We start from the raw sequence: 20,117 nt of genomic DNA on the forward strand, positions 1-20,117 counted from the left end.
TGGGTGGGACTGATAATGCTGTATCTACGACTTTTGTGTTTGTCGTTTGTGGTTTGCTTTGGCCTTGCCACATCCGTTCATGCCGAGGCGCGTCTGTCGACCTCGACCAATCCGACGGGGTCCAGCGCCGATCACCTGGAAAGGCTGATGGGTATGGAGAACCGCGCTCTGGATGCGCTCGGCAGCGAGCGACTGGAACTGCTCAGCCCGAAGACCTCGGTGCGCGCAAAGCGGCGGCCGCACGAGTTTACCGTCGTCAAATACGATCGCGCCTGGCTCGACGATCAGGACTTCGTCGCGGGTGGTGAAGAATGGGAATGCCTGACCGAGGCGCTCTACTTCGAAGCCCGTGGGGAGAGCGTGAAGGGCCAGTTCGCTGTCGCCGAAGTGATCCTGAACCGGGTCAAGAGCGCCCGCTTCCCGAGTACCGTCTGCGGCGTCGTCAATCAGGGAACTGGCAAGAGGTATCAGTGCCAGTTCACGTACAACTGTGACGGGAAAGCCGAACATATCAGTGAGCCGGCGGCGTATCGCCGTGTTGGAAAGGTCGCGCGGTTGATGCTCCAGGGCGCGCCGCGTCTGCTGACGGGCGGGGCCACATACTATCATACCCATGCGGTTCGTCCGTCTTGGTCGCGCAAGTTCTCGAAAACCGCGTCGATCGGCGATCATTACTTCTACAGCCGCGGCTGATCGCGACGCTTTCCGTCCGGAACGGGCCCAAACGGCGTACGCCCGTAAGCGGTCCAGAGCTCGCCAGCACCAGCCAAAATGCCAGCGCGCGCCCCGTTTCTTGCGCGAGAAGTGTCGTTTCGGGCGTGGCAACGCCGACTGAACATGACATGTAGGGGCCATGACCTCCGAGTTGTCCCTCGCCTTTTCCCATCCAGAGAGACGTGCCGCCGCGACCGCATCGGACGACGATCCGCGCGACCGTATTTCCCTTCGCGACTATGTGCGGGAGGCCGAGATCGGTGCATTCCAGGAAGAACGCGGTGTCGCGCAGCGGCTGCGGTTTAACGTGGTGGTCGAAGTGGGCCATGCGGCCGCACCCCTGACGGACGATGTGGATCGGATCCTGAGCTACGACGTTATCGTCGAGGCGATCGACACGGTGCTCTCCGAGGAGCGGATGAGCCTTCTCGAGACGCTGGCGGAACGGATCGCCGAGCGCCTGCTGGCAGAACCGCGGGCTCGACGCGTGTTCGTCCGCATCGAAAAACTGGACCGTGGGCCCTTTGCGCTTGGGGTCGAGATCGAGCGGGCACGCGCGTCCACGCGCCCTGTTGAGGCTGAGCCGGGCACCCATCCCCGGCCGCTGGTGCTTTACCTATCAAACGCCGCGATTACCGATGCACGACTCCCGACTTGGCTGGACCAGCTGGAGCGCCTTGAGCGGCCCGTGGTGCTGACCGTCGGATTGCCGGAGCGCGACCCGCCCAAGGCCGGCGCGGCGATGCCGCAACGGCGGATCGACCTGTTGGCGCTGGAGCAAAATGCCTGGGTGCTGGCTGCACGTGATCGGCGTTGCCTTGTGGTCAGCAGCCGCACGGAGATTACCCATGCCATTCACGAAGGCCGCATCGTGGTCTGGGCGCCGTCGAAGATCGTGCTGGATGCCGTCGAGAAGCCCGATGCCGGGCCCCGCGCACCAGAGGAACTCGCACGCTGGTTCGCCGAAACCATGCGGGCCGAGCGCTTCCTGGGGCTGGGCAGTGAGGTGCCTGGAGGAGATAGGCTGGCGCTCGTTGACGCGTTGGCGCTCTGAGGTCGGTTGACTTGAACGAAGGAACTGAAATGCGAGTCTACTACCGTCCGATCCCGAGCGCGGACCCCGCCCGGCCACCTGAGGCGGTGACTTTGGCAGGCGGCTGGTGCTGGTTCGACCGGGTGGAACGCCTGCGCCGGGGCGCACCGGCTGAGGTTCTGCCCGTCTCGGATGTTCCGCAAAAGGCGCTGGAGCCGTTGCTCGCGCCTCGGATGCCGCTGGCGGGCCTTCGCCTCGACCGGCCGTCGGTCATGGGCATTCTGAATGTCACCCCTGACAGCTTCTCCGACGGCGGTGTGCATGCCGAACGGATGATCGCCCTGACCCGTGCGGCCGAGATGGCGAGTGAGGTGGAGATCGTCGATATCGGAGGGGAGTCCACGCGACCCGGCGCGGACGAGGTGCCTGTCGCCGAGGAGATCGAGCGAACCTGCCCGGTCATCGCGGACATGCGGGCGGCCCATCTGGACGTTCCGATCTCCATCGACACCCGAAAGGCCGCCGTCGCTCGCGCCGCGCTCGCGGCCGGGGCGACCATGGTGAACGACGTCTCCGGGCTTGGCTTCGACCCCGCCATGGCGCCGCTGCTTGCAGAGACCGGCGCGCCCCTTTGCCTGATGCACTCCATCGCCACACCCGCCACGATGCAGGTCGACCCGCGGTACGACAACGTCCTGCTCGACGTCTACGACGCTCTCGAGGCGCGCGTGGCCGCCGCCGAAGCCGCCGGGATCGACCGCTCCCGGATCGTGGTGGATCCCGGCATCGGCTTTGGAAAGACCGTGGATCACAACCTGGCCCTCCTCGCGCGCCTGTCGCTGTTCCACGGCCTCGGCTGCGCGGTGCTCCTCGGCGCCTCACGCAAACGGTTCATCGGTGTGGTGGGGCGGGCGAACCGCACTGAGGAAAGGTTACCGGGTTCGGTCGCTGCGGCGCTTGCGGCAGTGGGGCAGGGCGTGCAGATAGTGAGAGTGCATGACACCACCGCGACGGTCCAGGCCCTGCGCCTGTTTCGCGCGGCAACGGGCGGAGTACAGCCCGAGGAGGACAGATGAGCAGAACCCTGTTCGGCACGGACGGCGTGCGCGGGCGCGCGAACGCGCATCCCATGACAGCGGAAATGGCCCTGAAACTCGGCGCTGCGGCCGGCCGTTACTTTCGGCGCGACGGCAAGTCCGGCCACCGGGTGGTGATCGGCAAGGACACGCGTTTGTCGGGCTACATGTTCGAGAACGCGCTGACGGCGGGCCTGACCTCTACCGGTATGAACGTGCTCCTTCTTGGGCCCGTGCCGACGCCGGCGGTTGGCTATCTCACCACGTCCATGCGCGCGGATGTGGGCATCATGATTTCGGCCAGCCACAACCCCCACGAGGACAACGGGATCAAGTTCTTCGGTCCCGATGGCTACAAGCTGTCCGACGAGGCGGAGGCGGAGATCGAGACCCTTGTCGCCAACGGCGTGGAGCCGGCCGTTGCCGCCAACATTGGCCGTGCGAGGCGGATCGACGACGGGCGGTTCCGCTATGTCGAACGGGCCAAGGCGAGCTTCCCGACCCATTTGCGGCTCAAGGGGCTGAAGGTGGTGATCGACTGCGCGAACGGCGCGGCCTATCGCACGGCGCCTGAGGTGCTCTGGGAACTGGGGGCGGAGGTGATCCCGCTTGGCGTCACACCGGACGGACTCAACATCAACAAGGGCTGCGGCTCCACCCATCCGGAAGCGGCGGCGGAGGCCGTCGTGGCCCATGGCGCGGATGTGGGCATCAGCCTTGATGGCGACGCCGACCGTTTGATGATCATCGACGAGACGGGCAACGTGGCCGATGGCGATCAGATCATGGCGCTCATGGCTTCCCGCTGGGCCGAGGAGGGCCGCTTGCGTGGCGGTGCCCTGGTAGCGACGGTGATGTCCAACCTCGGGCTTGAACGGTTCCTGCAGGGCCGCGGGCTGCGTCTGGAACGTACGCCGGTCGGGGACCGCTACGTCGTGGAACGGATGCGTGCAGGGGGCTTCAACCTCGGCGGCGAACAGTCCGGCCACATCGTCTTTACCGACTACGCCACCACGGGCGACGGACTTATCGCAGCGTTGCAGTTTCTTGCCGGGATGGCCGAGACCGGCAAGCCTGCGTCGGCGCTCTCAAAGAGCTTCGACAGGGTGCCGCAGCTCCTTCGGAACGTGCGCTACGACGAGGGGGCCACACCTCTCGAGACGCTAACGGTGCAAAAGGCGATCGCCGCCGCGGAGGCGCGATTGGACGGCAACGGGCGCCTGCTGATCCGCAAGTCGGGCACGGAGCCGCTCATCCGCGTCATGGCCGAAAGCGAGGATGCCACCCTGATGGAGACCGTGGTCGGCTCCGTGGTCGAGGCGGTGGAAGCCTCTGCCTGACGCCCTCGGATTACTTCGGGAACATGAACGTCACCTGGAACCGGGCGCCCCATCCGTCCGGCCCGGTCTCAGGCGCGTCGGCCCAGTATCGGGCCCCGAGCGCGAACTGCACCGGCTGCTTGCCGAATTCCACGACTTGGCCGACGACGAAATTGATCGGGACCGACCACTGTTCCGCCTCCCAATCGTAGGTCGACTCCGTATTCACCGTGAAAGACATCGCCTTGGGGGTCGTGTAGCTGACGAACGGTTGCAGGAAAGTTTGATTGATCTCCCCATAGTCGTCGCCGCCGCTCAGCGACCAGATGTGGTTGGCAAGCCCGCCGTACGTCCAGCCCCCGCTTTGCTTCAACGCCACTCCGGTCAGGCCTGCGCCCCACTGGTCGGTGCCGATGTCATCTGTCCCGGTAGGAAGAAGCAGGACAGGTCCGGCACCCCAGATGAGCCCGCCCGGGCCCGGATCCTTGGGCGAGAAGAAGAAGCTCTGCGTGGTTGGGCCAAAGCCGATCTGGCGCCCGTAGAGGTCCGACACGTTCTGGTTGTAAATGGGCAGAATCGTGCGGGAGATCAGATTCCAGTTCTCGCCGATCGAGATCGGGATCACCGGCTGGATATTGAGATAATACTGCTCGCCCTTGCCGCCGGGAAAGCCCTGGTTGTAGTTGAATTGCAGCGGCACCGAGACAAGGCTGGCCACCGGGTTGGATAGCTTTTTGGCGAGGTCCGCGCCGCCGTCTTGAGCTGCGGCGGCGCCGGATATGGCCGCAAGGCCGGCGCAGAGTGCGAATTGACGAAACATGGAAGACCTCCAGAGACAATGCATAAAAGGCAGTTCCAGGGGCACACTCAAATATAAGTCCGCGTGCCTATCGCATTCTAGCACAGCACCGCACTATTTGCGCCGAGTCTCGTCACCCAATGAAAGCAATCCGAGAGCTAGGGCCTCCGGGCGCGAACCACTACCTCCAAAGGAAACGCCCCGGGGAATCTTTTCCCCAGGGCGCCATTCCCATAAAAGCCGTGGTTAACCGTCAGTTCCGCGACTTGTCCACCATCTTGCCGGCGGTGATCCAGGGCATCATGTCCCGAAGCTTCTGACCGACCTGTTCGATCTGGTGCGCGTCGTTGTTGCGCCGGACGGCCTTGAACGACGGCTGGCCAACCGAGCACTCCGCCATCCAGTCGCGCACGAAGCGGCCTTGCTGGATGTCGTCCAGCACCGCCTTCATCCGCGCCTTCGTCTCGTCGTAAGGCAGAACGCGCGGGCCGGAGACGTATTCGCCGAATTCCGCGGTGTTGGAGATGGAGTAGTTCATGTTTGCGATGCCGCCCTCGTAGATCAGGTCCACGATCAGCTTCACTTCGTGCAGGCATTCGAAATAGGCCATCTCGGGGGCGTAGCCCGCCTCGACCAGGGTCTCGAAGCCGCAGCGGATCAGCTCCACGAGGCCGCCGCAGAGCACGGCTTGCTCGCCGAAGAGGTCGGTCTCGCACTCTTCCTTGAAGGTCGTCTCGATGATGCCCGAACGGCCGCCGCCGATGGCCGAGCAGTAGGACAGGCCCAGTTCCAAGGCCTTTCCAGTCGCGTCCTGATGCACGGCCACGAGGCAGGGCACGCCGCCGCCCTTGGTGTACTCACCGCGCACCGTGTGGCCCGGTCCCTTCGGCGCCATCATGATGACGTCCACGCCCGCGGGCGCTTCGATCAGGCCGAAATGCACGTTCAGCCCGTGGGCGAAGGCAATTGCGGCGCCATCGCGGATGTTGTCCTTGACGTATTTGTTCCAGGTCTCGGCCTGAAGCTCGTCCGGCATGGTGAACATCATCAGGTCGCACCACGCGGCGGCCTCGGCGATGCCCATGACCTGCAGGCCCTCGCCCTCGGCTTTCTTCGCGGACGGCGACCCCTCCCTGAGCGCGACCGCCACGTTCTTGGCGCCGGAATCCCGCAGGTTCAGCGCATGGGCATGGCCCTGGCTGCCGTAACCCAAGATCGCGATCTTTTTGTCCTTGATGAGATTGATGTCGCAATCGCGGTCGTAATACACGCGCATGGTATTGCCCTTCCTTTGGCGTCGTTGATGGGCGCATCCTAGCCAATATTCCAGAATAGCCGTTTCGTTTTCACGGTACTGCGGGTATTTTGCGCGACATCAATTCGTTGAATAGAAGAATTTGCGATGAACCATGCTTGACGATCTCGACCGCCGCCTGCTCCGCCAGCTCCAGTCCGACCCCGAACTCGGGACCGCCGCGCTGGCGGAGGCCGCCGGCACGACGCCCGCCGTCTGTTCCCGCCGTCTCGCCCGGATGCGGGACCGAGGCATCCTGCGCGGGCAGGAGGCCGTAATCGACTGGCACCGTTTGGGCTATGCCGTCCACGTCTCCCTGCGATTCACCCTCGACAAGACGCACACCAATGCCTTCGACGTGTTCATTCGGGAGGCGCGCAAGGTGCCGGAGGTTCTCGAGATCCAGACCTTTCTCGGCGGTGTCGACGTGAGGCTCGCGATGATCGCCCGCGACATGGCTCATTACCAGCACCTCTACCGCAGCCGCATCCTGACCCTGCCCCACATCGCGGATATCGAAGCATTGGTCCACGTGGCCAGCATCAAGGACGAAGAGGCGTTGCCGCTATGATCGACCTCGACGAGACGGACCGCCAGATCCTCCGCGCTCTGCGGCAGGACGCATCCCTGAGCGCGGGCGAGCTCGGCCGTCGCTTCGGCCTGTCCCAACCGGCGTGCTGGCGCCGGGTCAAGCGCCTGACGGAAGCCGGCGTGCTCACGGGCAGGCGGCTGGTGCTGGACCGCGAGGCTCTGGGCTTCGGCGTTACCGTCTTCCTGGGTGTGAAGCTCGCCACCAAGGGGCGTGTGTCCCTCGACGAATTCGAACGCGCCGCCTCTGCGATCCCCGAGGTGCAGACGGTCGAGCACGTGCTAGGTCTCTTCGACTACCGAATCCGCGTCGTCGCACGCGACCTTCCGGACTTTGAGCGTGTGCTGCGCCGTCGGATCATGACGCTTCCGGGCGCGGGCAATGTCGAGGCCAACGTCATGCTCAGTGAGGAGCGGTTGCCAGGGCCGTTGTGATTGCTGTTGGAGACGTCCGGACGTCTTGAGCCATTTCCAGAAAGTCTGCGAGGCGGCTACCCGCCCATGCCGACGCGCATGATCGTCTCGCGCAGTCCATTCACGTCATGCACGGCCTTCATGCCTGCCAGCCTCAACATCTGCACCTGAGGGTTCCCCGAACGTGTCACGCGGTTGAACACGTCGATCGCAGCCACGCGCCGGCGGATATCTGCTGCACGCTGGCGGTCGTATTTTGCGAGCATCCGGTCTCCGCCGAGCCCGGCCCGGCCTGCCATCAGCGCGAGGTCACGCAAGAGGATCAGGTCGTTCAGCGAGGTATTGAGTCCTTGCGCGCCGATCGGCGGAATGACGTGAGCGGCTTCCGCCATCAGAGCGACGCGCGGCGCCGACAGGTGATCGGCCCGCTGGCTGATGATCGGCCAGAGACGGCGCTCCGATTTCAGGCTGAGCGGCCCAAGGATGTAGGAGGACCGCTCGGAGATCCTGGTCTCGAACGTCTCCCGGTCCAATGCTGCCATTTCCTCCGCCCGCTGGCCCGGGTTCATCCAGACAACGGCCGAGGCGTGTTGGCCATCGAGGTCGGGCAGGGGCACAAGGGTGAAGGGACCGCCCTCGTTGTAGATCTCGGTGGAGACGTTCGCGTGCGGCTTGGGATGGCCGACGACGAATGCGAGCGTCTTCTGGCCGTAGCGTGTGGTGTGCACACCGATACCAGAGGCCTCCCGCACAGCGGAGTTGCGCCCGTCGGCGCCGATCACGAGCTTGGCGGAAACGGAATCGCCGTCGCTCAGCCGCACGATCGCGCCGGTATCCCGGGCCACCATGGAGGCGAAGGCGGTTCCAAAGCGCAGCTCGACCGTTTCCAGCCCGTCCAGAACTCGTGACAGGCCCTGAAGGACGCGCCAGTTCATCAGGTTCCACCCGAAGCTCGCCTCGCCCAGATCGCTGGCCATGAACTCCCGACTGTCGCGGATCTGCGGTGGCCAGTTCACGGTATCGACCACGCGCAGGACGTTGAGCGGCGTGGCGGTGTCAGCGAGATCGTCCCAAAGACCGATCTGCTCGAACAACCGTTTTGCGGGCTGGAGGAAGGCCGTGGAGCGAAGGTCCGACCCGTCGTCTTCGCCGCGCGTTACAGGCGGTTCGGGCGACACGAGGATCGTGCGGAACCCCGCCTTGCCAAAGGCCAAGGCGGCGGTCAGGCCGGCGATACCACCGCCGGCGATCAGAATTTCGGTCTCGGTGCGTGCCATTCGCAAGCCCTCCTTGGCCCCTGCATGTAGGGCGGACCGGGCCTGAGGCACAAGCGGCAAAGGCGCGCGTCAGCCGCCCATGCTGATGACGACCAGAACCGCCAGCGACGCAAAGGTCAGCAGAAGGAACACCAGCCCGATGCCGACGCCGCCCAACGTGAAGACTGCAAGCACGGCGATCACCAGAAGCACCGCCACGACAATGAAAAAGAACCCCTCGCCTTCGCTGCGTTCCAGCCCCTTCCACCCGCGGTCACCGGAGAAGGGTTCAAGGCTTTCTTCGGGGGCTTTGTGAGGGTCGGTCATGGCGGATCTCCAAGTGCAAGAGTGATTAATCGCGTTATCGCATAGAAGCGGCCGGGTTTGGAATGCATCATGCCGCAGCCCTCCGGGTGCGGGTGTCTGTCAGTCCGGCCGCAGGTGGGAGAGAAAGCCCACGAGGTCGTCGGTATGGTGATGAATATGCGGCCAGACGACGGGTTCGGCCGCGACATGCACAGTTCGCAGCCCCATCTCGTGCGGTGCGGCGAGGTTTCTGGGGTCGTCCTCGAAGATGGCGGCGGCCTCAGGAACCAGGCCGTCGGCAGTGAAGACCGCCTCGAATGCGACGCGCTCGGGCTTGGGGTGAAATTGGGCGTGCTCCACGCCATAGACGGCATCGAAGATTCCTCCGAGACCTCGCGCGGCGAGCACCCGTTCCGCATAGGGCCGCGACCCGTTGGTGAAGACGATACGGCGCCCGGGCAGCGCGGCGATGGCATCGGCAAGTCCGGCGTCTGGTTTCAGGTGGCCTAGGTCAATATCGTGCACCTCGACCAGGTAGGATGCCGGATCGGCGCCGTGCTCCCGCATGAGGCCCGCCAGCGTGGTGCCATACCGCGCCCAATAGTCCTTGCGCAGGCGGTTCGCCTCCTCCCGGTCCACTCCGAGTTCCCGCATCACCCAGGTCGTCATCCGCGCCTCGATTTGGTCGAAGAGTCGGGCCGTGGGGGAATACAGTGTATTGTCCAGGTCGAAGACCCAGGTCTGAACGTGGGAGAAGCTCGCGCGGATCATGTGCGGACCCTATGACGGGGCGATGGCCTGCTCAAGCGGGAGCGCGGTCATGGGCCGCGTCTCGGGTAGCCTGCGGGCTGTTTGATCGGCAGGCGGTTTGCGGTAGTTTTCGCGTGCTATAGCGCTACCACACGGGGAAAGAGCGATGCCTAGCGACAAATCCGGCCACAAGGATGCCTATGAGTTGATCCTGGAGGCGATCGACGTGGGTGTCTACAAGCCGGGCGACCGGCTGGTCGAGAGCGAGCTGGCAGACCGCTTCGGGGTGTCGCGCACGCCGATTCGGGAGGCACTGCAGCGGCTGGAAACGCAGTCGCTCCTGTCGCGGGACGGCCGCAGCCTGATCGTTGCCTCGCTGGACCACAACCAGCTTGCGGAACTTTACGTCGTGCGCTCGGAACTCGAAGGGCTGGCGGCGCGGCTCGCGGCGCGCCACGCGGCGGCCGAGGAGGTGCACGTGCTGGAGAACATGATCGAGTCCGACCGCGCGCTTGTGGATGACCCGCCGGCGCTTGCACGGGCGAACCGGCGGTTTCACCGCCAGATCCACCTCGCCTCGCACAACCGCTACCTCGTGCAGCAGCTGGATCTCGTCTATCGGTCCATGGCGCTGATGGCGACCACCTCGCTGGCAGCGGAGGGGCGGGGCGAGGTGGCTTTGCGGGAGCACGAGGCCATCGTTGCGGCGATCAAGGCGCGAGACGAACAGGCCGCATACGACGCCCTCAAGGTCCACATTTCGGAGGCCTTCGTGCAGCGGCTCACCTCGAACAGCAAGGCGACGTCGCTGCCCTAGACACCCTCGGTAACGATCTGCGGCGCCTGGCGGACACTGCGAACGGCCTGCGGTTCCTCGCCGTTCGGCAGGTCGGCGGGGACTTCGTCGTATCGACCGTGACGCGTTTTGTCCCAGAAAAACGGCCGGGTCAGGATCTCGTAGAACGCCTTGTAGGACGCAAATGCCGCGAGCGGGAAGTAGAAATGCATCGTGGGAATCCACGGCATCAGGAACTTGCGCCGCCCGTCGCGTACGGCATAGGCGCTCACCGTTATGTTGATCAGTTCGGACGATACGAATAGCGCCATTAACAGATACGAGCAGGCTGGGGGGAGCAGTCCAGCCAGCGGGTGCGGCAAGCCGACAGCGAGCAACCAGAAGGACCAGAGGACAGGCGCGAGCATGAACTGGGTCAGCGTCCCGAGGAACAGGATTTGGAAGCCCGCGAACTTCCAGGCGCCAAGCTCCTGCCACAGACGCCGCGGCGCCTTCATGTGAACGGCCCAGGTCATTGCGTAGCCCTTCAGCCACCGGGAGCGTTGCTTGACCCAAGGCAGGATGTGGCAGTTGGCCTCCTCCATGGTCACGGTGTCGACCATCTCCGTCCGGTATCCCATGCGGGACAGGCGGATGCCGAGGTCGGCATCTTCGGTAACGTTGTGTGCGTCCCATCCCCCCAGTTTCTCCAGCGCCGCTCGGCGGAAGAACAGGGTTGTCCCGCCGAGGGGGAGAGCCAGACCCAGCCTTTGCAGGCCCGGCAGCATCACCCCGAACCAGCTTGCATATTCGACCGTGAAGCAGCGGCTGAGCCAGTTGCTCCGCGCGTTGTAATAGTCGAGCCGCCCTTGCAAGCAGGCGACCTCGGGGCCGCATTCGTGGAACCGGCGCACCACGGCATGGAGTTGGTCGGGTTCCGGCGCGTCCTCCGCGTCCCAGACACCGACAATCTGGCCGCGGCAGAAATCGAGCGCATAGTTCAGCGCGCGCGGCTTGGTCCGAACGCCACCCGAGGGGACGGTCACGACTCGCATCCACCGCGGCAAATGGGTGTTGCGAAGGACGTCGGCCGTAACAGCGTCCGTCTCTTCCATCACCAGAAGGATGTCCATCAGCTCCTTGGGGTAGGCCAGCCGGGAGAGGCGGTCCACGAGGCGGCTGACGACGTCCTCCTCGTGGAAGAGTGGCACCATGACGGAGACCATGGGCAGCCGCGCGATGGTGGGCACCGCGCTGTGCGAGGCATCCGGCGGGGTGGCGGGCACGGTGCGTTCGTGCCGGATGACGGTGACGAAGCCCGCCACCTTCAAGAGCGCGGCCGCGGTCAGGGAAAGCACCGACCAGGCGGTCAGAAGTGCGACGACCGTGATAGGGAAGCTCAGGGCCAGAGCCAGGACGCTCAGCAGTCCGGCCAGAAGCAGGCGGGCCTTGTGCGGGCCGACCGATCCGCGACAGGAAAGGTCCTTCGGCACCCTGCATTCCGCCATGGCGGCCAATGTCGGGTTTCGGGCATCCGTCAGGGCGCGGTGCAGCTCGCTTTCCGTAGTCAACGCCATCGCCACCGGCCCGAGGACCTGTTCCAGGTCTGGTCGAAGGGCTGCGAACTGTTCGGGGTGGGAAGTAGCCACTGTCACGACGCTGCCGTTACGCTGCCAGGGCAGGACGCCATGACGGAGGCAGCGAACCGACCCGAAGGCATCAATCAGGCGGGTATCGGGCGGCAGGCGTCGCAGGTCGGCCACCTCCGCCGCCCATTGTTCGGTCAGCGCCGACATGAGGTCCGCCTCGCTGATCATTCCGTTGCTGAGCAAAATGTCTCCCAGGCGCGCATCCTGTCTGGCCTGCAGGGAGAGGGCCTTCACCAGGTCGCCGGGGTCCAGGCAGCCGCGGTCGACAAGGCGTTGTCCGATTGGCGTGTGGGGTAGGGGGGTGGTGCGGATGAGGCGGGGTGCGGTGCCGGCGGTCGGGCGGCTGCTCACCGTCCACGATTGCGCTGGCACCGGTTTGAGCGGCTGTCGCGTCGGTGCCGTCATGTAACCCCTCACCTCTTGCACGCGTTAAGTCCCGCGCACCTTGGGAGAAGCTTAGTTAACAGTGTGTTAAAGGGAGTGACCCATACGTCAGGCTACCGCGTTTCGTGTCGCCATGGCAGCGGCAAAGCGTTCGAACAGGTAATAGCTGTCTTGCGGGCCCGGGCTGGCTTCCGGGTGGTATTGCACCGAGAACACCGGCCGATCTGCCAGCCGGATGCCGCAGTTCGAGCCGTCGAAGAGCGAAACGTGCGTCTCGAGCACCCCTTGGGGCAGAGTCTGGCTGTCGACGGTGAAACCATGGTTCATTGACGTGATCTCGACCTTGCCGGTCTCCAGATCTTTCACCGGGTGGTTCGCACCGTGATGCCCGTGGTTCATCTTGATCGTCTTGGCGCCGAGGGCCAGTGCGAGCATCTGGTGGCCGAGGCATATACCGAACACTGGCAGGTCGGTGCGGTCCAGCACTTCGCGAATCATCGGGACGGCGTAGGCGCCCGTGGCCGCAGGGTCGCCGGGGCCATTCGACAGAAAGACCCCGTCAGGCGCATGGGCCAGGACGTCTTCGGCCGTGGCGGTGGCCGGAAGGACGGTCACGTCGCACCCGGAGGAGGCGAGGCAGCGCAGGATATTGCGCTTCGCGCCGTAGTCGATCGCGACCACCTTGTGCTTCGGCGCTTCCTGCGGAGCGTAGCCCTCGGGCCAGGCCCACCGCATCTGGTCCCAACGATAGGACTGTGCGCAGGTCACGTCTTTCGCGAGGTCGAGTCCGACCAGTCCGGGGAAACTGCGGGCGGCACTGACCAGCGCCTCGAGATCGAAGGTGCCGTCGGGATTGTGGGCGAGGGCAACATGGGGCGAGCCTTGCCGGCGGATGGCGCGGGTCAAGCGGCGCGTGTCCACGCCGCCGATGCCGATGCGGCCGCGCCGTTCCAGCCAGGCCTTCAGCGGTTCGGCCGCGCGCCAGTTCGACGGCGTCGTTGGATCCCATTTCACCACCATGCCGGCAGCGACAGGGTCCGCCGTCTCATCGTCTTCGGGATTGACGCCGACATTGCCCACGTGGGGGAAGGTGAAGGTCACGACCTGACCGGCATACGACGGGTCAGTCATGATCTCCTGATATCCGGTCATCGCCGTGTTGAAGCACAGCTCGGCGACCGTCTGTCCGGTGGCCCCGAACCCGGTGCCGTAGAACAGCGTGCCGTCGGCAAGCGCAAGGCAGGCAGTGGGGGTCGTCGGGGGCATCGGGCAACTCCTCGGGGCAAATCGGCGGCAACCTATGGACGGTCCATTGGGTCGTCAAGGCGTGGTTGCCAGACCGTTACAAAAACCTTACATTCGGTCTTCGAGGTTGGGGAACCCAGAGGAAAATCATGACACAGCTGAGAAACCGGGTGAACGCGGGTCTCAAGGATGCCATGCGCAATCGTGAGACCGACAGAGTGTGCACCCTGCGGCTCATCAATGCCGCCATCAAGGACCGGGATATCGCCACGCGCACCGAAGGCGCCACCGAAGGTGCTACCGACGCCGATGTCCTGCAGATCCTCGACAAGATGGTGCGTCAGCGCCAGGAAAGCGCGCGAGCCTATGAAGAGGGCGGGCGGCTGGAGCTTGCCGAGAAGGAACGCGCCGAAATTGTGGTGCTGGAAGAGTTCATGCCGCGCCGGCTCAGCGACGATGAAGTCGGTGAGGCCGTGGACAAGGCCATTTCCCAGACCGGAGCGCAGAGCATACGTGACATGGGGAAAGTCATGGGTGTGCTGAAAACGAGATATGCCGGTCAGATGGACTTTGGGTCCGTGGGGCCGAAGGTCAGAGAGCGGTTGAGCGCGGAACAGCGCGCCTGACTTGTAGCGTTCGGCCGGCGCGGCGGTTGCATCGCGCCGGCTGGCAAGGCGCACCGTCCGCCTAGGACGAGTCGTGGGACGCCGCGCAGGGTGCCGGGCTGGCGTCGTCGCGTATCTTTCCGACCATCGGAAAATCCTCCTGGATTCGCGCCAACGTGGTTTCGTCGGTTACCGGAAAACGACCGACGTAGCGCGTTTTGAATGCCACCCGGCCGCGGCGCACGCCGAAGTTCTCCCCGTGATTGACGATATACATCGCTGCTTCCTGCCGCAGGGGTCTGAGCGGCCGTCCGGCGAGCGCTGCAAGGTACGGAAACATCCGGTGTTCGTGCGCCGTGATAGCACCGAGAAACTCGGCATCGCGGTGCGGTTCCGCGCTCAGATCGAAGCGAAAGGCCGCGCAGCTTCCGCACATCTTCCAGAACGGCTTGCGGCCGGGTGCAAACGGCGTTTGCGGCGCACAGAGGCCCAATTGCCGGCTTTGCGCGTCCATCACCAGACCTCGGGTGACCAGATACCCGTAGGGGTCGCGCCGTCGCACCATCTCTTCGACTGTGCGGCGATTCAGCAGGTCGTCTGCGTCGAAGCTCATGGCGTAGCCCGACGTCACGCCCAACTTCGGCAGGTGATGGCACAGCATCTCCAGCTTCGCCCACTTGTCGTTCCCGTCGACCCGACGGGTGAAGGGCAAAAACCGGATCTGATCGTCGAACGCGATTCCCGCCGGTTCGTCCTGACCGCAGATCACGGCCATCCAGCGGTCGGATGTCTGGCGGCGAAAGCTCGCGACGGTATCGGCAAGCCGCGCCTCCACCTCGTGCCACTCGTTGACGTGGTGGCGCCCCACCAACGGCAACAGGAATACCACCGTGGGGTCGGAGATCGGGCCCGGTCGCCCGTTCACCCGGCGTTCCAGCGCTTCCTGCTCGGAGGGTTGGAGGTCGCAATGTTCATATGTCCACCGCGGGCCGAGCGTTGTTGCGTAAAGCCGCCTGAGAATGCGTTGCGACTTCGGTGTCGCTGGAGCCTGTGCCATCTGCTCACTCCCTTATGGGGAGATATCGCGTGAGTTCACCGTAGAGGTCAACGCGCTCATCGTCGCTGAGAAAAGCTCCGATCTCGACCTCGCGTCCGGCCCCGCGCAATGTCACGTAGTTCGCCACTGGCCCGCCCGTTTGGTGCAGCGCGACTAGGACCCAATGAGGGTTGGCTTCCCATTCCTGCGTCGCGTCGCGGCGCGAATGGCGTTCCAGGCGTACGTTGTCCGGCCAGATGCGGAGTTCTTCAAGCACTTCGCCGTCGCGGTAGCTGCGTTGAATTGCCCAGTAGAGAAGCCAGAGCGTGCCCATCAGGAATGGCAGCAGCCCCCAGAGCACCGGCGAGCCAAGCGCCGGGTAGAGCGGCACGAGCAGCAGTACGAAGGTGCCGGCAATGAAGCCGGCGAACCCGCGTTTCGGCAGCGAACGGTGGGGCCAGAGATGCAATTCGTGTATCGGCCCGCCCGGCTCGGGGGGGATCCATTCGTAGGGCAAGGCGCGTTCCATCGTTTCCTGAGATGATCATAGATCCGTGTGGAGGCCGCAGGAAGCGTGGTCGGCCAGACCGGGCAAATGGCGGACTGCGCACGATGGAAACCCCAGCTTTGGCGGCGGCCAGCAGCGGCAGGGCGATCCCCGCAAGGCCTCTCCGCAATGGACCCGAAATGAAGGACCGCCGACGATTCTTCGCCAGCGGTCCCTTTGTTCTTCAGCGTTTTCTCGGTCGGCGGGGCTCAGCGGCAGCTACCCCGAACGTCGTCAGTGTGCGTGGCTTTTGTCCCAGTCGCTTTGCTTGGGGAGCGTCTCGAAGGTGTGCTCCGGGGGCGGCGACGGCAGCGTCCACTCCAAGGTGTCCGCCCATTCGTTCCACGGGTTCGGCCGGGTTTCCTTCGCTCCGGACCGAAGCGCAGAGAAGACGATGTAGAAGAACAGCAGGAACGAGGCGAAGGACAGAAGGGCGCCAATCGACGAGACGTAGTTCCAGGTGGCAAACGCCTCCGGGTAGTCAATGTAACGGCGCGGCATGCCTTGGCGGCCCAGGAAGTGCTGCGGGAAGAACGTCAGGTTCACGCCGATGAAGAACAGCCAGAAATGCACCTTGCCAAGCATCTCGTTGTACTGCCTGCCCGTCATCTTCGAGAAGTAAAAGTAGACGCCGGCAAAGATCGTGAAGGCCGCTCCCATCGACATGGTGTAGTGGAAGTGCGCGACGACGTAATAGGTGTCGTGGTAGGCGCGGTCGATACCGGCCTGGCTAAGCACAATTCCGGTCACGCCGCCGACTGTGAAGAGCAGCAGGAAGCCGATAGCGAAGAGCATCGGCGTCTTGAACTCGATGGAGCCGCCCCACATGGTCGCGATCCAGCTGAAGATCTTGATACCGGTGGGCACCGCAATGACCATCGTGGCGAGCATGAAGTAGCTCTGCTGACGCAGGGACATGCCGACGGTGTACATGTGGTGCGCCCAGACGACGAAGCCCAGAACGCCGATTGCCACCATCGCGTAGACCATCGGCAGGTATCCGAAGATCGGTTTGCGCGAGAAGGTCGCAATGACGTGGCTGGCAATGCCGAAGCCCGGCACGATCACGATGTAGACCTCCGGGTGGCCGAAGAACCACAGGATGTGCTGGTAGAGGATCGGGTCACCGCCGCCGGCCGGATCGAAGAACGTCGTGCCGAAGTTGCGATCCGTCAGCAGCATGGTGATGGCGCCGGCCAGAACCGGCAACGCCAGCAGAATCAGCCAAGCCGTCACGAAGATCGACCAGGCGAAGAGCGGCACCTTGTGCAGGGTCATGCCCGGCGCGCGCATGTTCAGGAAGGTCGTGATCATGTTGATCGCGCCGAGGATCGAAGACGCGCCCGACAAGTGGACGGCAAAGATCGCCAGGTCCATGGAGAACCCGCCTTCGTTAACGCTCAGCGGCGGGTAAAGCACCCATCCGACACCGGACCCGAGCTGGCCGTTGCCCCCCGGCGAGAAGACCGAGGCGACGGCGAGCGAACTGCCGGCGAAATAGAGCCAGAAACTCAGGTTGTTGAGCCGCGGGAAGGCCATGTCCGGCGCGCCGATCTGCAACGGCATGAAATAGTTGCCGAAACCGCCGAAAAGGGCGGGAATCACGACGAAGAACATCATCAGGATGCCGTGCGCGGTGATGAGCACGTTCCAGAGGTGACCGTTCGGCGTGCAGTTTTCGGTCGAGCCGCCGAACAGGCGGAATCCTTCGAGGCACATGTGCTGCACCCCGGGGTTCATCAACTCCATCCGCATCAGGACCGTGAAGAGCACGGCGATGAAGCCGAGCGCGGCCGATGTCACCAGGTAGAGGATCCCGATGTCCTTGTGGTTGGTGGACATGAACCAACGGGTGAAGAAACCCCGATTGTCCTCATGGTCATGCCCGTGGATGGCTGCATCGGCCATGCGTTTCCTCCGGATGAAAGTGTCCCGTTCCAGTAAGGCGCCCGCGTCGTGGCGGCCTTCGCGTCCCGCCTCACATTAAGGGGATCGCGCGGGGCCAGCAACAAGCAATGCGCGGCTCACATGGTCAATATGCAATAATTGGAATGGTAGCCTCGACCCAAGCAGACAGGTGCCTTGGCAGGTTTTGGCCGCGCGCCATGACGCTAGGCTGGGCGTCTCAGGCGGACTTGCTCCGCAGCTACATGTTCGGCCGAGTCACCCTGACGCTGCTCGCGGTCAGGCGTCCTCCGGCAGCGGCAACGCAGTCGAGAATGTCTGGCGAAGCGCCACGTCGAGGTCGTCCATCGTGACCGGCAGGCCGAGATCCACGAGGCTCGTCACGCCATGCCCGGTGATTCCGCAGGGCACGATGCCATTGAAGTGCTCCAGCTCCGGTTCGACGTTGATCGAGATGCCATGGAAGCTCACCCATTTTCGCAGGCGGATGCCGATGGCTGCGATCTTGTCCTCTCGCGGAGTTCCGTCCGGCAACGGCGGCTTTTCCGGCCGCGCCACCCACACTCCGACGCGACCCGGGCGAATCTCGCCCTTGACGTTGAACCGATCGAGCGTGGCGATGACCCAGGTTTCGAGTTGCTCGACGAAGGCGCGCACGTCGCGTCCGCGCCGGTTGAGATCGAGCATGACGTAGACGACGCGCTGGCCAGGGCCATGGTACGTGTATTGACCGCCGCGCTTGCTCTCGAACACCGGGAACCGGTCCGGGTCGCGCAGGTCCGAGATCCGCGCTGAGGTGCCAGCCGTGTAGAGAGGGGGGTGCTCGAGCAGCCACACAGCCTCACCCTCCGTGCCCGCGGCAATGGCGGCGGCGCGGTGCTCCATTATGGCAACCGCATCGGGATAGGCGACCAGCCCGTCCGACGTTATCCATTCGACCATGGGGACCTCCTGTCTTTTCGTCGAATCGGGTCCTCCACGAGGACTACCCAAACGTCGGCGTCGCGACCATGGAGAGAATGGTTGCGGCGCGGCGGGAAGGGTGTGGGCCCGGGTCAACCTTTCACGCGAACAGCGTGTTTTGCTGGGCGTGAAGCCACCTTCCACATCGTATCGCGACAGACGCAAAAAAACGCTTTTCAACGCCGCGCGCCTTCGCTATCTACGCCCGGCCTACCTGATCACGTGCGGTCGTGGCGGAATTGGTAGACGCGCAGCGTTGAGGTCGCTGTGGGGTAACTCCCGTGGAAGTTCGAGTCTTCTCGACCGCACCAATCACCCCTGAGACTGCAGGCGGAGTGACGTATCAGGGCGCGTTTCCACCAACGGATCGCCTGATGTCATGCGTTTATTCCAGCGCGTGACCGAAGCCGTTACTGCAGAGCCCGTCCAGCCTCATCGAATTGATGCAGCCGTTTCGGAGGGATGTGCAGGCCGGTTTCCGTGCCCACCTTCGTTTCATCGTCACCATCGACGCGCGCAACCAGACTCAGGTTTTCCGGCGTCGTCAGGTGAAGGAGACATTCGCCGCCAAGCTGTTCCTTGACCGCGACAGTCGCATCCAGATTTCCCGTTCCTGGTGGCACCAGTTCGAAATGCTCGGGCCGGCAGCCAACGAGCCGGGTTTTTGCGTTGAGTTCCAGGTCTTTCACGGCGCCCGAGGCAAAGACGTTCATCGCTGGCGATCCGATGAACTCCGCCACGAAACGCGAATTCGGGTGGTGATAGAGTTCCATCGGCGTGCCGAACTGCTCCACGCGCCCGGCGTTCAGGACGACGATCTTGTCGGCCATGGTCATCGCCTCGACCTGATCGTGCGTGACGTAGACCATCGTCACGCCAAGATGCTTGTGTAGCGCCTCCAGCTCGACGCGCATTTGGATGCGTAGTTTGGCGTCCAGGTTGGAAAGCGGCTCGTCGAACAGGAAGACCTTCGGATTCTTGACGATGGACCGGCCGATGGCCACCCGTTGCCGCTGGCCGCCGGACAACTGCCCCGGCTTGCGGTCGAGATAATCCTCAAGTTGTAGGATGCGCGCGGCTTCGGCGATGCGTTTTTCCCGCGCGGCGGGATCGACGCCGCCCACCTTCATGCCGAACTCCATGTTCTGGCGGACGGTCATGTGGGGATAGAGGGCGTAAGACTGGAAGACCATCGAAACGTCGCGGTCGGCGGGTTCGGCATGCGTCACGTCTGTGCCGTCGATGATGACGGCCCCGGAATTGATCCCTTCAAGCCCCGCAAGCGCCCGTAAAAGCGTCGATTTCCCGCAACCGGAAGGTCCAACGAACACGACGAATTCGCCATCGCCGACGTCAAGGTTCACGTCAGAGAGGGCCTGCGTGTTGCCGTAGAATTTGTCGAGATTCCTGATTTCGATCGTCGCCAATGTCCCCTCCCTCACGACCCAGGCACCGCTTG

At 64.2% G+C, this 20,117-nt stretch carries 20 protein-coding genes and 1 tRNA gene; 9 read left to right on the plus strand and 12 right to left on the minus strand.

Features of this window, described 5'->3' with window-relative positions; translation table 11 throughout:
* Nucleotides 1-147: 147 nt before the first annotated feature.
* The 4 genes from BM075_RS17815 to glmM all read left to right on the plus strand — a co-directional run bounded on the left by BM075_RS17815 (nt 148) and on the right by glmM (nt 4,163).
* A complete protein-coding gene (locus BM075_RS17815) occupies nt 148-693 on the plus strand; it encodes a cell wall hydrolase (RefSeq protein ID WP_245758899.1) in 546 nt (181 codons plus the stop codon).
* A gap of 160 nt (nt 694-853) precedes the next feature.
* Nucleotides 854-1,768, plus strand: a complete 915-nt coding sequence (locus tag BM075_RS17820; protein WP_093362047.1) for a dihydroneopterin aldolase — start codon at nt 854-856, stop codon at nt 1,766-1,768.
* 29 nt (nt 1,769-1,797) lie between these two features.
* Nucleotides 1,798-2,823: a dihydropteroate synthase gene (gene folP / locus BM075_RS17825; protein ID WP_093362048.1), complete on the plus strand. Its 1,026-nt coding sequence runs from the start codon at nt 1,798-1,800 to the stop codon at nt 2,821-2,823.
* Complete coding sequence (gene glmM, locus BM075_RS17830; RefSeq protein ID WP_093362049.1) at nt 2,820-4,163, plus strand: phosphoglucosamine mutase; 1,344 nt, start codon at nt 2,820-2,822, stop codon at nt 4,161-4,163. The genes folP and glmM overlap by 4 nt, the downstream gene beginning before the upstream one ends.
* 10 nt (nt 4,164-4,173) lie before the next feature.
* Here the strand turns inward: glmM and BM075_RS24870 are convergent, their stop codons facing one another.
* Together BM075_RS24870 and ilvC are read right to left on the minus strand one after the other, a co-directional pair.
* Nucleotides 4,174-4,962: a hypothetical protein gene (locus tag BM075_RS24870; protein ID WP_093362050.1), complete on the minus strand. Its 789-nt coding sequence runs from the start codon at nt 4,960-4,962 to the stop codon at nt 4,174-4,176.
* A gap of 232 nt (nt 4,963-5,194) precedes the next feature.
* Complete coding sequence (ilvC, locus tag BM075_RS17840; protein WP_093362051.1) at nt 5,195-6,217, minus strand: ketol-acid reductoisomerase; 1,023 nt, start codon at nt 6,215-6,217, stop codon at nt 5,195-5,197.
* A gap of 133 nt (nt 6,218-6,350) precedes the next feature.
* Between ilvC and BM075_RS17845 the strand changes: the two genes are divergently transcribed.
* Nucleotides 6,351-6,806, plus strand: a complete 456-nt coding sequence (locus tag BM075_RS17845) for an Lrp/AsnC family transcriptional regulator (RefSeq protein ID WP_093362052.1) — start codon at nt 6,351-6,353, stop codon at nt 6,804-6,806.
* The gene (locus tag BM075_RS17850) at nt 6,803-7,258 is read left to right on the plus strand and encodes an Lrp/AsnC family transcriptional regulator (RefSeq protein WP_093362053.1); all 456 of its coding nucleotides are present in this window, start codon (nt 6,803-6,805) and stop codon (nt 7,256-7,258) included. The genes BM075_RS17845 and BM075_RS17850 overlap by 4 nt, the downstream gene beginning before the upstream one ends.
* A 56-nt stretch (nt 7,259-7,314) precedes the next feature.
* On the opposite strand, the gene BM075_RS17855 is transcribed toward BM075_RS17850, so the two are convergent.
* The 3 genes from BM075_RS17855 to BM075_RS17865 form a co-directional block, all read right to left on the minus strand.
* Nucleotides 7,315-8,514 carry an FAD-dependent monooxygenase gene (locus tag BM075_RS17855; protein WP_093362054.1) on the minus strand — a complete coding sequence of 400 codons (1,200 nt, stop codon included), beginning with the start codon at nt 8,512-8,514 and terminating at the stop codon, nt 7,315-7,317.
* 69 nt (nt 8,515-8,583) lie between these two features.
* Complete coding sequence (locus tag BM075_RS17860) at nt 8,584-8,820, minus strand: hypothetical protein (RefSeq protein WP_093362055.1); 237 nt, start codon at nt 8,818-8,820, stop codon at nt 8,584-8,586.
* 99 nt (nt 8,821-8,919) lie between these two features.
* Entirely contained in the window at nt 8,920-9,570 is a 651-nt protein-coding gene (locus BM075_RS17865) for a pyrimidine 5'-nucleotidase (RefSeq protein WP_093362056.1), read from the minus strand.
* A gap of 145 nt (nt 9,571-9,715) precedes the next feature.
* Between BM075_RS17865 and BM075_RS17870 the strand changes: the two genes are divergently transcribed.
* Complete coding sequence (locus tag BM075_RS17870) at nt 9,716-10,366, plus strand: GntR family transcriptional regulator (RefSeq protein ID WP_093362057.1); 651 nt, start codon at nt 9,716-9,718, stop codon at nt 10,364-10,366.
* Here BM075_RS17870 and BM075_RS17875 read toward each other — a convergent pair.
* Both BM075_RS17875 and carA read right to left on the minus strand, forming a co-directional pair.
* Nucleotides 10,363-12,378: a glycosyltransferase gene (locus BM075_RS17875; RefSeq protein ID WP_093362058.1), complete on the minus strand. Its 2,016-nt coding sequence runs from the start codon at nt 12,376-12,378 to the stop codon at nt 10,363-10,365. The two genes, BM075_RS17870 and BM075_RS17875, sit on opposite strands and share 4 nt — an antisense overlap.
* A gap of 87 nt (nt 12,379-12,465) precedes the next feature.
* Entirely contained in the window at nt 12,466-13,623 is a 1,158-nt protein-coding gene (carA, locus tag BM075_RS17880) for a glutamine-hydrolyzing carbamoyl-phosphate synthase small subunit (protein WP_093362059.1), read from the minus strand.
* A gap of 128 nt (nt 13,624-13,751) precedes the next feature.
* Here carA and BM075_RS17885 point away from each other — a divergent pair, with 128 nt between their 5' ends.
* Nucleotides 13,752-14,228 (plus strand): GatB/YqeY domain-containing protein, encoded by a 477-nt coding sequence (locus BM075_RS17885; RefSeq protein WP_093362060.1) that lies wholly within the window; start codon nt 13,752-13,754, stop codon nt 14,226-14,228.
* Between the two features lie 61 nt (nt 14,229-14,289).
* Here the strand turns inward: BM075_RS17885 and BM075_RS17890 are convergent, their stop codons facing one another.
* The 4 genes from BM075_RS17890 to lipB form a co-directional block, all read right to left on the minus strand.
* On the minus strand, nt 14,290-15,264 hold the full coding sequence (locus BM075_RS17890) for a hypothetical protein (RefSeq protein WP_177208404.1): 975 nt from the start codon (nt 15,262-15,264) through the stop codon (nt 14,290-14,292).
* 4 nt (nt 15,265-15,268) lie between these two features.
* On the minus strand, nt 15,269-15,760 hold the full coding sequence (locus tag BM075_RS17895) for a DUF2244 domain-containing protein (protein ID WP_425445203.1): 492 nt from the start codon (nt 15,758-15,760) through the stop codon (nt 15,269-15,271).
* Nucleotides 15,761-16,024: 264 nt separating this feature from the next.
* Nucleotides 16,025-17,698, minus strand: coding sequence for a cytochrome c oxidase subunit I (ctaD, locus tag BM075_RS17900; protein WP_093362062.1), 1,674 nt, complete (start codon nt 17,696-17,698; stop codon nt 16,025-16,027).
* A 276-nt stretch (nt 17,699-17,974) separates the two neighbouring features.
* Nucleotides 17,975-18,688 (minus strand): lipoyl(octanoyl) transferase LipB, encoded by a 714-nt coding sequence (gene lipB, locus BM075_RS17905; RefSeq protein ID WP_281244961.1) that lies wholly within the window; start codon nt 18,686-18,688, stop codon nt 17,975-17,977.
* A gap of 194 nt (nt 18,689-18,882) precedes the next feature.
* Between lipB and BM075_RS17910 the strand changes: the two genes are divergently transcribed.
* Nucleotides 18,883-18,969, plus strand: a tRNA-Leu gene (locus BM075_RS17910).
* Nucleotides 18,970-19,068: 99 nt separating this feature from the next.
* On the opposite strand, the gene BM075_RS17915 is transcribed toward BM075_RS17910, so the two are convergent.
* Nucleotides 19,069-20,085, minus strand: a complete 1,017-nt coding sequence (locus tag BM075_RS17915) for an ABC transporter ATP-binding protein (protein ID WP_093362064.1) — start codon at nt 20,083-20,085, stop codon at nt 19,069-19,071.
* Nucleotides 20,086-20,117: the final 32 nt, after the last annotated feature.

Origin of the sequence: Tropicimonas isoalkanivorans (assembly GCF_900112335.1) — a bacterium.
Lineage (GTDB): Bacteria > Pseudomonadota > Alphaproteobacteria > Rhodobacterales > Rhodobacteraceae > Tropicimonas > Tropicimonas isoalkanivorans.

Coding starts and splice junctions, on each gene's coding strand:
- BM075_RS17870 (WP_093362057.1), top strand. CDS start 9,716: ATGCCTAGCGACAAATCCGGCCACAAGGATGCCTATGAGTTGATCCTG.
- BM075_RS17845 (WP_093362052.1), top strand. CDS start 6,351: ATGCTTGACGATCTCGACCGCCGCCTGCTCCGCCAGCTCCAGTCCGAC.
- ctaD (WP_093362062.1), bottom strand. CDS start 17,698: ATGGCCGATGCAGCCATCCACGGGCATGACCATGAGGACAATCGGGGT.
- BM075_RS17815 (WP_245758899.1), top strand. CDS start 148: ATGGGTATGGAGAACCGCGCTCTGGATGCGCTCGGCAGCGAGCGACTG.
- BM075_RS17860 (WP_093362055.1), bottom strand. CDS start 8,820: ATGACCGACCCTCACAAAGCCCCCGAAGAAAGCCTTGAACCCTTCTCC.
- BM075_RS17865 (WP_093362056.1), bottom strand. CDS start 9,570: ATGATCCGCGCGAGCTTCTCCCACGTTCAGACCTGGGTCTTCGACCTG.
- glmM (WP_093362049.1), top strand. CDS start 2,820: ATGAGCAGAACCCTGTTCGGCACGGACGGCGTGCGCGGGCGCGCGAAC.
- BM075_RS17855 (WP_093362054.1), bottom strand. CDS start 8,514: ATGGCACGCACCGAGACCGAAATTCTGATCGCCGGCGGTGGTATCGCC.
- BM075_RS24870 (WP_093362050.1), bottom strand. CDS start 4,962: ATGTTTCGTCAATTCGCACTCTGCGCCGGCCTTGCGGCCATATCCGGC.
- BM075_RS17890 (WP_177208404.1), bottom strand. CDS start 15,264: ATGGCACAGGCTCCAGCGACACCGAAGTCGCAACGCATTCTCAGGCGG.
- BM075_RS17850 (WP_093362053.1), top strand. CDS start 6,803: ATGATCGACCTCGACGAGACGGACCGCCAGATCCTCCGCGCTCTGCGG.
- BM075_RS17820 (WP_093362047.1), top strand. CDS start 854: ATGACCTCCGAGTTGTCCCTCGCCTTTTCCCATCCAGAGAGACGTGCC.
- ilvC (WP_093362051.1), bottom strand. CDS start 6,217: ATGCGCGTGTATTACGACCGCGATTGCGACATCAATCTCATCAAGGAC.
- carA (WP_093362059.1), bottom strand. CDS start 13,623: ATGCCCCCGACGACCCCCACTGCCTGCCTTGCGCTTGCCGACGGCACG.
- folP (WP_093362048.1), top strand. CDS start 1,798: ATGCGAGTCTACTACCGTCCGATCCCGAGCGCGGACCCCGCCCGGCCA.
- BM075_RS17875 (WP_093362058.1), bottom strand. CDS start 12,378: ATGACGGCACCGACGCGACAGCCGCTCAAACCGGTGCCAGCGCAATCG.
- BM075_RS17885 (WP_093362060.1), top strand. CDS start 13,752: ATGACACAGCTGAGAAACCGGGTGAACGCGGGTCTCAAGGATGCCATG.